This is a genomic window from Sphingomonas sp., from assembly GCF_040398505.1.
In the GTDB taxonomy this organism is placed as follows: domain Bacteria; phylum Pseudomonadota; class Alphaproteobacteria; order Sphingomonadales; family Sphingomonadaceae; genus Sphingomonas.
In genome coordinates this window covers 1-10,927 of sequence record NZ_JBBATX010000090.1, presented here as the reverse complement: position 1 = coordinate 10,927, position 10,927 = coordinate 1, and the positions used below count along the sequence as shown (strand labels likewise).

General features: G+C 64.6%; 12 protein-coding genes. 8 read left to right on the top strand and 4 right to left on the bottom strand.

Going from position 1 to position 10,927, the window contains the following annotated elements:
* Window positions 1–29: 29 nt before the first annotated feature.
* The 4 genes from ABWP09_RS11125 to secG all read right to left on the bottom strand — a co-directional run bounded on the left by ABWP09_RS11125 (window position 30) and on the right by secG (window position 2,849).
* On the bottom strand, window positions 30–428 hold the full coding sequence (locus ABWP09_RS11125; protein WP_353205209.1) for a DUF6883 domain-containing protein: 399 nt from the start codon (window positions 426–428) through the stop codon (window positions 30–32).
* On the bottom strand, window positions 425–649 hold the full coding sequence (locus ABWP09_RS11120; RefSeq protein WP_353205208.1) for a DUF4926 domain-containing protein: 225 nt from the start codon (window positions 647–649) through the stop codon (window positions 425–427). Before ABWP09_RS11120 ends, ABWP09_RS11125 begins: the two co-directional genes overlap by 4 nt.
* A 69-nt stretch (window positions 650–718) precedes the next feature.
* Window positions 719–2,353, bottom strand: coding sequence for a CTP synthase (pyrG, locus tag ABWP09_RS11115; RefSeq protein ID WP_353205207.1), 1,635 nt, complete (start codon window positions 2,351–2,353; stop codon window positions 719–721).
* A 94-nt stretch (window positions 2,354–2,447) separates the two neighbouring features.
* Window positions 2,448–2,849: a preprotein translocase subunit SecG gene (gene secG, locus ABWP09_RS11110; protein WP_353205206.1), complete on the bottom strand. Its 402-nt coding sequence runs from the start codon at window positions 2,847–2,849 to the stop codon at window positions 2,448–2,450.
* A 250-nt stretch (window positions 2,850–3,099) separates the two neighbouring features.
* Here secG and ABWP09_RS11105 point away from each other — a divergent pair, with 250 nt between their 5' ends.
* The 8 genes from ABWP09_RS11105 (at window position 3,100) to eda (ending at window position 10,797) form a co-directional block, all read left to right on the top strand.
* Entirely contained in the window at window positions 3,100–3,447 is a 348-nt protein-coding gene (locus tag ABWP09_RS11105; protein ID WP_353205210.1) for a MarR family transcriptional regulator, read from the top strand.
* Window positions 3,448–3,472: 25 nt separating this feature from the next.
* Window positions 3,473–3,760, top strand: coding sequence for an SH3 domain-containing protein (locus ABWP09_RS11100; protein WP_353205205.1), 288 nt, complete (start codon window positions 3,473–3,475; stop codon window positions 3,758–3,760).
* Window positions 3,757–4,686, top strand: coding sequence for an N-acetyl-gamma-glutamyl-phosphate reductase (gene argC, locus ABWP09_RS11095; protein ID WP_353205204.1), 930 nt, complete (start codon window positions 3,757–3,759; stop codon window positions 4,684–4,686). Before ABWP09_RS11100 ends, argC begins: the two co-directional genes overlap by 4 nt.
* Window positions 4,687–4,756: 70 nt before the next feature.
* On the top strand, window positions 4,757–6,223 hold the full coding sequence (gene zwf, locus ABWP09_RS11090; protein WP_353205203.1) for a glucose-6-phosphate dehydrogenase: 1,467 nt from the start codon (window positions 4,757–4,759) through the stop codon (window positions 6,221–6,223).
* A gap of 205 nt (window positions 6,224–6,428) precedes the next feature.
* The gene (pgl, locus tag ABWP09_RS11085) at window positions 6,429–7,148 is read left to right on the top strand and encodes a 6-phosphogluconolactonase (protein ID WP_353205202.1); all 720 of its coding nucleotides are present in this window, start codon (window positions 6,429–6,431) and stop codon (window positions 7,146–7,148) included.
* A gap of 115 nt (window positions 7,149–7,263) precedes the next feature.
* On the top strand, window positions 7,264–9,084 hold the full coding sequence (gene edd, locus ABWP09_RS11080) for a phosphogluconate dehydratase (protein ID WP_353205201.1): 1,821 nt from the start codon (window positions 7,264–7,266) through the stop codon (window positions 9,082–9,084).
* 139 nt (window positions 9,085–9,223) lie between these two features.
* A complete protein-coding gene (gene glk, locus ABWP09_RS11075; protein ID WP_353205200.1) occupies window positions 9,224–10,192 on the top strand; it encodes a glucokinase in 969 nt (322 codons plus the stop codon).
* On the top strand, window positions 10,189–10,797 hold the full coding sequence (eda, locus tag ABWP09_RS11070; protein WP_353205199.1) for a bifunctional 4-hydroxy-2-oxoglutarate aldolase/2-dehydro-3-deoxy-phosphogluconate aldolase: 609 nt from the start codon (window positions 10,189–10,191) through the stop codon (window positions 10,795–10,797). Before glk ends, eda begins: the two co-directional genes overlap by 4 nt.
* The last annotated feature ends 130 nt before the right edge of the window (window positions 10,798–10,927 follow it).

Sequence of the window (10,927 nt, the reverse complement as noted above, 5' to 3'; positions counted from 1 at the left end):
CCACTTGGGAATCCCCTCGCGAGTCACAATCACCGCGACTTGGTATTAGGCTTGGTGGGGCGTCCGGAGCGATCCGGGCGCCCTTTTTGCTGGTCGCTGGGCGCGGGATACGCTGTTATCATCCGATGGGTGTTCGTGCCGAGCGGCCGAAACCAGATCACGATGATGCACGGGTTACGGCGATCGGGCGTAGATATCGAGCAGCGCACTTCGCGCTTGGTACCGAACGGCCCCTCGATACTCCTGACGATCGGGCGCGTCCTCGCATGGGCCTCCAACGCATTCGCGAAGGCAATAGGGTCAGCGGAATCAAGCCCGAACGCGTTAAAATAGGCCGCTTTCGCTCGACCAATTGGGTGTTCAGCGCTCAATAGATAGTCGGTAATCTTGGCAAGCTCGATAACGTGCTGCCCGTCGATTGAAGTCACACGGCCGGTGCCAGATCGGCCGGACGCAGCGTGGCGACCACGGCAAAGGGCTTGACGAACTCGACCTCGAACGCCGCACCGCGATCATGCCGGAAGACGATCGTTCCGATCGAGCCCGCCGGAATGCTCCCGTCATCGGTATACAGCATCGAACGGAGCCGGACGATATCCAGTTCCGCAAAAGGCACTTCCGATAACTTGGTGCGCGCCGATGCCGACATCGAGACTACTTTCGAAACTGGCCACAAAAATGGACGCTTCGGCACCGGCAGTCAATGCCGACAGGAGTTCTAAACCAACCGGCTCTGCTTCACCGCCGCCGCAACAAAGCTCGCGAACAGCGGGTGCGGGTCGAAGGGTTTGCTCTTCAATTCCGGGTGGAACTGCACGCCGACGAACCACGGATGATCGGGCCGCTCGACGATTTCGGGGAGCATCCCGTCGGGCGACATGCCGCTGAACACCAAACCGCCCTGTTCGAGCGCCGCGCGGTAGGCGGTGTTGACCTCGTAGCGGTGACGGTGGCGTTCGGAGATGTCGGCGCTGCCATAGATGCTGGAGACGACAGAATTGCCGTCAAGCTTCGCCGCATAGGCACCCAGCCGCATCGTCCCGCCGAGATCGCCGCCGGCTTCGCGCGTCTGCACGCCTTCGGCCGACATCCATTCGGTGATCATGCCGACGACGGGTTCCTCGGTCGGGCCGAATTCGGTGGAGGAGGCACCCGTAATCCCCGCCAGATCGCGCGCACCCTCGACGCACGCCATCTGCATCCCGAAACAGATCCCGAAATAGGGAATGTCGCGTTCGCGCGCGAAGCGGACGCTGGCGATCTTGCCCTCGGCACCACGCTCGCCAAACGCACCGGGAACGAGAATCGCGTGGAGCGGTTCGAGCCGTGCGGCAACATCACTATCTGGGGCCTCGAACAGCTCCGCGTCGATCCATTCGATATTGACCTTCACGCGGTTGGCGATGCCGCCATGAACCAGCGCTTCGTTGAGCGACTTGTACGCGTCCTGCAGGCCGACATATTTGCCGACGACGCCGATCGTGACTTCGCCCTCGGGATTGGTCAGCCGGTCCATAATGTCGGTCCAGCGCGACAGATCGGGCGCGCCGCCGGGCAGGATGCCGAAGGCGTTGAGGACGGCGTCGTCGAGGCCCTCCTGATGATATTGTACCGGCACCGAGTAGATGCTCTTGGCATCGAGCGCGGGGATCACCGCTTCCATCGGCACGTTGCAGAACAAGGCGATCTTGGCGCGATCGCTGTCGGGCAAGGGCTGTTCGCAGCGGCACACCAGCACATCGGGCTGGACGCCCAAAGCGGCGAGTTCGCGGACCGAATGCTGCGTCGGCTTGGTCTTCAATTCACCGGCGGCGGCGATGTAGGGCACCAGCGTGACGTGAATGCTGACCGAATTGCCGCGACCGAGATCGTTGCGAAGCTGCCGGATCGCCTCGATGAACGGCAGCGATTCGATGTCGCCGACGGTCCCGCCGATTTCGCACAGTACGAAATCGAGATCCTCGGTCTGCGCCTGCGCGAATTCCTTGATCGCGTCGGTCACGTGCGGGATGACCTGCACCGTCGCGCCGAGATAATCGCCGCGCCGCTCGCGCGTGATGATCTGCTGATAGATCCGGCCCGAAGTGACATTGTCCGACTGGCGCGACGCGACCCCGGTGAAGCGCTCGTAATGGCCGAGATCGAGGTCGGTCTCGGCACCGTCGTCGGTGACGTAGACTTCGCCGTGCTGATACGGCGACATCGTGCCGGGATCGACGTTAAGATACGGATCGAACTTGCGAATGCGTACGCGATAGCCGCGCGCTTGCAGCAATGCCGCGAGGCTCGCCGCCATAAGACCCTTGCCGAGCGAGGAAACCACGCCGCCGGTGATGAAAATGAACCGCGCCATGGGAGCAAAGGCCTAGCGTCAAGCGGGGTGGCACGGCAAGCGTGCGACTCCGTCAATTGTGGAAAACTACGCGGCCCGCATGGCCGCGCGCGGATTATTGGGCGAGCGGCACCGAACCGTTATCGACAGCAGGAGCCGCCTGATTCTGCAATGCGCTTTGCGCACCGGCCGAGAACGGCGCGGCATTCGGATCGCCCGCCGGCGCAGGCACCGTCGGTGCCGTGGCCGCAGCGCCCCGCGCGAGCGAGGTGTCGATCTTGGTGCTGCGTCCCTGCGCTGCCAACACCGCCAGCACGATGCTGAGCGTTATGAATGTTGCCCCGAGGATCGAGGTGGCGCGCGTCAGGAAATCAGCCGCGCCGCGCGCGGACATCAGGCCCGACGGGCTACCGCCCATGCCAAGCCCGCCGCCTTCGGACTTCTGGACAAGGATGACGCCGACGAGCGCAGCCGCGATGACGGCATGGACGACGAGGAGAAACTGGAAAAGAAACATGAAGCGGGCTGAATCCTTGATGCTGCGTGCAGCGAAGCCGGGCACATAGGCGAGGTACCGCGTTCGATCAACCGCCGCGGACGTTTGCCGGTTCGTCGCCTCGCTCGGCCCGACATTTCGACACCGTATTGAACCCTGACGGCATTCGGCGCGTTAGGGCTTCAGGAACATCCCCGATTGTGGGGATTTGCCGAGTTATTTGCGGACATTTATTGTGGCTTTAACCTCCGATCATGCCCTTTCCGAATGGATGCGAACGCTCGTGGATTATGTTCGGTCGGGTGAGCCCGACCTGACCAACCGCCAAATGGCGTTGCTGCTCGTCGTCTATCTCAAACCCGGGCCGCATACGGTGCGCGGATTGGCGGCGATGCTCAATGTCTCGAAGCCGGTCGTCACGCGCGCCTTGAACAGGCTCGGCACCCTGGGCTATCTGCGCCGTCAACGCGACGACAACGACAAGCGCAACATCTTCGTCGCGCGTACCGCCGAGGGGGCAGAGTTTCTTGACGACTTCGGACAGTTCATCGGCGACAGCACGCCACAATCAACCAACGGACGCGCACCCGCACGCGCCGTCCGCAGCGCCACCGCGTAACAGCTTCGCGCTGCGGGGAGCCTCGGTGCCGCTGGACCCGCTCCACAACGCCGTGCGGCGCGACCTCGCCGATATTCGCCTCGCTGACCGCGTCTTCGCGCCGCATTATGCGGCGTCGGTTCAACGGGTTGTCGTTTCGGCGACCCCTTTGCGGCAGGGGGTCGACCTGCAATCCGGCGATCTCGCCGAGCTGGTTATCGGCGAGGTTTTTGAGGTGCTCGAGTTTGTAAAAGGCCGCGCCTGGGGCCGCTCTCCCGGGCATGATCTGGTTGGCTATGTCGATGCCGATGCCCTATCGTGGCCAAGCGTATGAGCGTCTCGCTCTTCATTGATGGGGCGGCAGGGACCACCGGGCTCGAAATCCGCGAGCGCATGGCGGGCCGCAGCGACGTGGCGCTGGTCGAACTCGACGAGTCGCGGCGCAAGGATCCGGCCGCGCGCACCGAAGCGCTCAACGACAGCGATTTCGTGATTCTGTGCCTGCCCGACGATGCCGCGCGCGAAGCAGTCGCCCTGATCGCCAATGATCGCACGCGCGTGATCGACGCATCGACCGCGCACCGTACGACCGATGGCTGGACCTACGGTTTCCCCGAGCTCGAGCCATTCCAAAGCGCTGCGGTTGCCGAGGCCAAGCGCGTGAGCAACCCCGGCTGCTATCCAACCGGGTTCCTCGCGCTGATCCGGCCGTTGGTGCGCGCGGGGCTGGTGCCCGTCGATTGGGCGATCTGCGTGAATGCCGTGTCGGGCTATTCGGGCGGCGGCAAGGCAATGATTGCGGACTTCGAGGGCGTCAATCCGCCACCCGCGGCGCACGCCTATGCGCTTGGCCTGGCGCACAAGCATGTGCCGGAGATGCAGAAGTACGCGCGGCTCGAACATCCGCCGATCTTCATGCCATCGGTCGCCAACACCTATCGTGGCATGATCGTCGAAATCGGTCTCCCGCTTCACATGTTCACGCGTCACCCGACTTTGCACGTGTGCGAAGCGGTGCTGCGCGAGGCCTATGTCGACAGCAAGGTGATCCGCATCGCGTCGGGCGACGACGCCGTGGCACGGATCGAGGATGATGCGGGAACCGATCGGCTGACGCTGCGCGTGTGCGGCAATGCCGAGACGGGTCAGGCGCGCTTGGTCGCCACGCTCGATAATCTCGGCAAGGGTGCGGCCGGCGCGGCGGTGCAGAACCTGAATATCATGGCCGGATTCGATCCCGTTGCCGGTTTAACGCTCTAGCTTACGTATTCACCTTGGCGACGCGTCTCCGCGTCATTAGGGAAGCCCTTCCCCAGGAGATCGCTTCGCAATGCATGTTCGCACGCCCGTCGCCAAGCTGTTGCTGTTCGGTGCGACCGGAGATCTTGCGCAGCGCATGCTGCTGCCCTCGCTCTATGGCTTACACGCCGATGGATTGTTGCCCGAGGGGCTGACCATCACCGGCACCGCCCGCTCCGAGCATAGCGATGCGAGCTACCGCACATTCGCAAAGACCGCGCTCGACGAATTTCTGCCGGCCGACCGCAAGGACGAGAAGGCCGCGAAAAGCTTTCTCGACCGGCTCCAATACCAGTCGCTCGATGCTACCGACCTGACGCATTACCATCAACTCGCCGAGAAAGTCGGCGACGTGTCGGGCGGGCTTGCGATCTTCCTGTCGACCGCGCCGTCGCTGTTCGAAGCGGTGATCCGCGGCCTCGATTCGGCGGGTCTGGCCGGTGACACGGTGCGGATCGGACTGGAGAAGCCGCTCGGCTACGATCTCGCCTCCAGCCGCGAGATTAACGACACCGTCGCCTCGGCGTTTTCGGAAGATCGCACCTTCCGGATCGACCATTATCTCGGCAAGGAAACGGTCCAGAACATCCTCGCGCTGCGGTTCGGCAACAGTTTCTTTGAGCCGGTGTGGAATGCGCGCGGGATCGACAACATCCAGATCACGATTTCGGAGACGGTCGGGCTCGAGGAACGCGCCGCTTATTATGACGGTGCGGGCGCTTTGCGCGACATGGTCGCCAATCATATGCTGCAATTGCTCGCGCTGATCGCGATGGAGCCGCCCGCGCGCTTCGACGGCACCGCGATCCGCGACGAGAAGGCCAAGGTATTCCGGTCGCTGCGCACGATCGAACCGGCCGACGCGCCCTCAACGTCGGTGACGGGGCAATATGCGGCCGGGGCGAGCGGCGGCGCGATCGTCAAGGGCTATATCGACGAACTGGGCAAACCTTCCACCACCGAGACGTTCGTCGCGATCAAGGCGCATGTCGACAATTGGCGCTGGCAAGGCGTGCCGTTCTACCTGCGCACCGGCAAGCGCATGACGACGCGGCGCAGCGAAATCGCGATCCAGTTCAAGCCGGTGCCGCATTCGATGTTCTCGAACCGCGGCGGACTGCTGCAGCCCAACGTGCTGGTGATCCGGCTCCAGCCCGAGGAATATGTCCAGCTGCTGGTGATGGCGAAAGAACCGGGGCTCGACCGCGACGGCATCCGCTTGCGCGAAGTGCCGCTGAATCTCAGTCTCGATGCCGAATTCGCCGGAAAGCCGCGCCGTATCGCGTATGAGCGGTTGCTGCTCGATCTGATCGAGGGCGACCAGACGCTGTTCGTGCGGCGCGACGAGGTCGAGGCGCAATGGATGTGGATCGACGCGATCCGCGCCGGTTGGGTGGCGAATGACATGAAGCCCAAGAATTACGCCTCGGGCAGTTGGGGCCCCAGCGCCGCAATCGCGCTGACCGAGCGGGACGGGGTGACGTGGCAGGACGATTGAATCGCCCTCTGCCCGCACGCGGGGAGTTTTGGGTCGTATCGTCCCCCGGACGATACTAAACGATGCGGGGCATCGTTTACCCAAAACTGGCAAGCGAGCGAAGCGAAGCGCGAGAGAAGGGACGTAACGCGAACGTCTGTTCCCGGCACAGCCCCTCTCCCCGACCCTCTCCCCTGAAGGGGAGGGAGAAACGAAAGAAGAGCCAATGACCGACGACGACCGTGAAATCGAATGGTGGGATTATGAGAATGCCGACGAGATGGCCGCGGCCGTCGCGGGCGATATCGGCTTTATCATCGACAGCGCGATCGATGCGCGCGGCGCGGCGGTGATCGCGCTGTCGGGCGGCAAGACGCCGATCCCGATCTATGCCAAGCTCGCCGCCGCCAAGCATGACTGGAAGCGCGTGACGATCGTGCCCGTCGACGAACGGATCGTGCCGCTGGGCGATCCGCTGTCGAACGTGACGATGATTGCCAAGGCGTTCCTGCCCAAGGGTGCGCGCGTGATGCCGATCGTCCCCAACGCGACGGCCGATTACAAGGCCGCAGGTCGCTCGGCCGATGCGCTGATGCAGGATCTGCACTGGCCGCTCGATCTGTGCTTGCTCGGCGTCGGTGCCGATGGGCATACCGGGTCGATCTTTCCGGGCCCGGATTATGACGAGGCGCTGTCTGGCCCGAAGGAGCGCCGCGCGCTGGGCGTGATGCCCGATCCGATGCCCAAGGATGCTCCCGTCGCGCGGGTGACGCTCAGCCGTGAGGCAATGATCTCCGCGCGGGCGCTGATCATTGCGGTCATCGGCGACGCCAAGAAGAAGGTGATTGAGGACGCGATCAAGCAGGGTCCGTCGTCGAAATACCCGATCGGGCGCGTGCTGGCGGATGCCGAGCTGCCGGTGGATATCCACTGGGCGGCGGAGTGATGCAAGCGTCCGTTCGCCCTGAGCCTGTCGAAGGGCCGGTGCAACACGCACAGGCCCCGTTTGCTGCACGCTGTGCTTCGACAAGCTCAGCACGAACGGTAGGAGCTCCCCGCGCATGACCCTTCACCCCGAAATCGCCGCCGTTACCGACCGGATCATCACCCGGTCGAAGCCAATGCGCGACGCGTATCTGGCGCTGATCGGTCACGCGCGCGACACGCATATCGCGCGGCCGGCGATGGGCTGCGCGAATGCCGCGCACGCCTATGCCGGAACCGAGGAGGATCGCGCGACGCTGACCAGCGGCAAGGCGATGAATATCGGGATCGTCACGTCGTATAACGACATGCTCTCGGCACACGCGCCATACTATCGTTATCCCGAGCAGATGAAGCTGTGGGCGCGTGAAGCGGGCGCGACCGCGCAAGTCGCGGGCGGCGTGCCGGCGATGTGCGACGGTGTCACGCAAGGCTATGCCGGGATGGAGCTGTCGCTGTTCAGTCGCGACACGATCGCGCTGTCGACCGCAATCGCGCTCAGCCACGGCATGTTCGAAGGCGCGGCGTTGCTCGGCATTTGCGACAAGATCGTACCGGGCTTGCTGATGGGCGCCCTGCGCTTCGGGCATTTGCCGATGGTGTTCGTGCCCGCGGGGCCAATGCCCTCGGGCCTCGCCAACAAGGCCAAGGTCGCGGTGCGCGAGGCGTTTGCCGAGGGCAAAGTCGGCCGCGAGGCGCTGCTCGAAGCCGAGATCGGCGCGTATCATTCAAAGGGCACCTGCACCTTCTACGGCACCGCCAATTCCAACCAGATGATGATGGAAATGATGGGGCTGCACATGCCCGGCGCTGCCTTCGTCAACCCCGGCACCAAGTTGCGGCAGGAATTGACGCGCGCCGCAGTGCACCGCTTGCCGCAAATCGGCTGGAATGGCGATTGCTATCGCCCGCTCGGGCTGTGCGTCGATGAGAAGGCAATCGTGAACGCGGCGATTGGGCTGCTCGCGACCGGCGGCTCGACCAATCATTTGCTCCATTTGCCCGCCATCGCGGCGTGCGCCGGGATCGTGATCGACTGGGAGGATTTCGACCGCCTCTCGAAAGCGATCCCGCTGATCGCGCGAGTTTATCCCAATGGCTCGGCCGATGTGAACGGGTTCGAGCATGCGGGCGGGATGGCCTTCGTGATCCGCGAACTCGCCGATGCCGGGCTGTTGCACCGCGATCTGCTGACGGTCGCGGGAGAGAACATGACCGATTATGGGCGCAAGCCGGTACTGGACGACGCCGAGGCGCTCGCCTGGGTCGATCCCGGCGAGAGCGGCGACGACACGATCCTCCGCGCGCCCGCGGCACCCTTCGCCCCCGAAGGCGGGTTTCGCATCCTCACGGGTAACCTTGGCCGCGCCTGCATCAAGGTCTCGGCGGTCGAGCGCGATCGCTGGACGATCGAAGCGCCCGCGCGCGTCTTTCAGGACCAAGCCGCCGTCCTCGCCGCGTTCCAGGCCGGCGAGCTCGACCGCGATGTCGTCGTGGTGATGCGCTTTCAGGGCCCGCGCGCCAACGGGATGCCCGAATTGCACAAATTGACGCCCGCGCTCGGCGTGCTTCAGAATCGCGGGTTCCGCGTCGCGCTCGTGACTGACGGGCGGATGTCGGGGGCGAGCGGCAAGGTCCCGGCGGCGATCCATTGCTCGCCCGAGGCCTTGGGTGATGGGCCGCTGTCACGCGTGCGTGATGGCGATGTGATCCGGCTCGATGCCGCCGCGGGCGACCTGTTCGCGCGCGTCGATCCGGCGGAATGGGCGGCACGCACCCCCGCCAGTGCGCCTCCTGAGGCCGAAGGCATGGGCCGCGAATTGTTCGGCCTGTTCCGCGCGAATGCCAATGAAGCCGAGCGCGGTGCCTCGCCGCTGCTGACGGGGATGGGTTGGTGAATATGTCTCACAATGTGCTCCACCCCGGCGAAGGCCGGGGCCCAGTATCGAAGGTTGTCGTTCCTGCGCGCTGTGCCTCCCCCCACATGTCTCTCAACTGGGCCCCGGCTTTCGCCGGGGTGCAAGCAGCGAAGTTTTCATGCAGTTAGTTTCAGTAGATCTCGGAGGCACGCACGCGCGCTTCGCCATCGCCGAGGTAGCCGAGGGCTGTGTCGTTTCGCTTGGCGAGCCGGTCACGCTCAAGACCGCCGAATATGCGAGTTTGCAGACCGCCTGGCAGGCCTTCGGGCAGCACGTCGGCACGCCACTGCCGCGTGCTGCCGCAATCGGCATTGCCTCCCCGATCGGTGGCGATCTCATCAAGATGACCAACAATCCGTGGATCATCCGCCCCGCGCTGATCCCGGAGCGATTAAATGTCGACAGCTATGTGCTGATCAACGATTTCGGCGCAATCGGCCATGCCGTCGCGCAAGTCGCGCCCGAGCATTTCACGCATGTCTGCGGCCCCGATGTGGCACTGCCACACAGCGGATCGATCACTGTTTGTGGCCCCGGCACCGGTCTGGGTGTCGCCCAAGTGCTGCGCACGAAGCATGGCTATCACGTGATCGAAACCGAAGGCGGGCATCAGGATTTCGCCCCGCTCGACGGGATCGAGGATGCATTGCTCAAGCGGCTGCGCAGGACCTTCACGCGCGTCTCGATGGAGCGCGTCGTCGCGGGTCCTGGGATCGTCGCAATCTATCAGACGCTCGCCGAGATTGAGGGCCGCGCGATCCAGCAGATCGACGACAAGGCGATCTGGACGCTGGCGCTTGAGGGCGGCGACAGTCTCGCGCTCGCGGCGCTTGACCGCTTCTGCCTTGCGCTGGGGGCGGTGGCGGGCGATCTCGCGCTGGCGCATGGGCCGAGCGCGGTGGTGATTGCCGGTGGGCTTGGGCTGCGGCTGAAGGACCGGTTGCTGCAATCGGGATTCGAACAGCGCTTCACCGCCAAGGGCCGGTTTCAGGGTCTGATGAAGTCGGTGCCGGTCAAGATCATCACGCACCCGCAACCCGGCTTGTTCGGCGCGGCGGCGGCCTTTGCACAGGAACATGCCCGATGAGTATCGAAACCGTGATGCGCACCAGCGCGGTGATCCCCGTGCTGGTGATCGACGATGCTGCGACCGCTCGCCCGCTCGCCGAGGCGCTGGTCGCGGGTGGCCTCAAAGTGCTCGAGGTGACACTGCGCACCCCGGCCGCGCTCGACGCGATCCGCGGAATGAAGAAGGTTCCCGGCGCGATCGTCGGCGCGGGCACGGTGGTCAATCCCGAGCAATTCGCGGCAGCCATGGATGCGGGCGCCGAATTCATCGTCTCGCCGGGCCTGACCGAGCGGCTCGCGCAACCGATCATCGCAAGTGGCGTGCCGTTCCTCCCCGGCATCGCCAATGCGGCGGACATCATGTTGGGGCTCGATCTGGGCCTCACACATTTCAAATTCTTCCCGGCCGAGGCGAATGGCGGGTTGAAGGCGCTGAAGGCGCTCGCCGCGCCGTTCTACCAATGCAGCTTCTGCCCGACCGGCGGCATCACCGAGGCAAGCGCGCCGGCGTGGCTCGGGTTCGCGCCCGTGCTGTGCGTCGGCGGCAGCTGGGTCACGCCCAAGGGGGCGAGCATGGCAGAGGTTGAGGCGTTGGCGCGCGCGGCGAGCGAATTGCGCGCTTAATTCCCTCTCCCTGTGGGAGAGGGAGGGAGGAGCGCAGCGACGGAAGGGTGAAGGCAGATGGCGCGCGCGCTGCCCTCACCCGACCTCGCTACGCTCGGCCACCCGCTCCCATAGGGAGAGGGAAAGCTAA

Excerpts from the sequence above, each read along its gene's own strand:
- ABWP09_RS11120 (WP_353205208.1), bottom strand. The coding sequence starts at position 649 with ATGTCGGCATCGGCGCGCACCAAGTTATCGGAAGTGCCTTTTGCGGAA.
- pyrG (WP_353205207.1), bottom strand. The coding sequence starts at position 2,353 with ATGGCGCGGTTCATTTTCATCACCGGCGGCGTGGTTTCCTCGCTCGGC.
- glk (WP_353205200.1), top strand. The coding sequence starts at position 9,224 with ATGCAGTTAGTTTCAGTAGATCTCGGAGGCACGCACGCGCGCTTCGCC.
- ABWP09_RS11105 (WP_353205210.1), top strand. The coding sequence starts at position 3,100 with ATGCGAACGCTCGTGGATTATGTTCGGTCGGGTGAGCCCGACCTGACC.
- zwf (WP_353205203.1), top strand. The coding sequence starts at position 4,757 with ATGCATGTTCGCACGCCCGTCGCCAAGCTGTTGCTGTTCGGTGCGACC.
- pgl (WP_353205202.1), top strand. The coding sequence starts at position 6,429 with ATGACCGACGACGACCGTGAAATCGAATGGTGGGATTATGAGAATGCC.
- eda (WP_353205199.1), top strand. The coding sequence starts at position 10,189 with ATGAGTATCGAAACCGTGATGCGCACCAGCGCGGTGATCCCCGTGCTG.
- argC (WP_353205204.1), top strand. The coding sequence starts at position 3,757 with ATGAGCGTCTCGCTCTTCATTGATGGGGCGGCAGGGACCACCGGGCTC.
- secG (WP_353205206.1), bottom strand. The coding sequence starts at position 2,849 with ATGTTTCTTTTCCAGTTTCTCCTCGTCGTCCATGCCGTCATCGCGGCT.
- edd (WP_353205201.1), top strand. The coding sequence starts at position 7,264 with ATGACCCTTCACCCCGAAATCGCCGCCGTTACCGACCGGATCATCACC.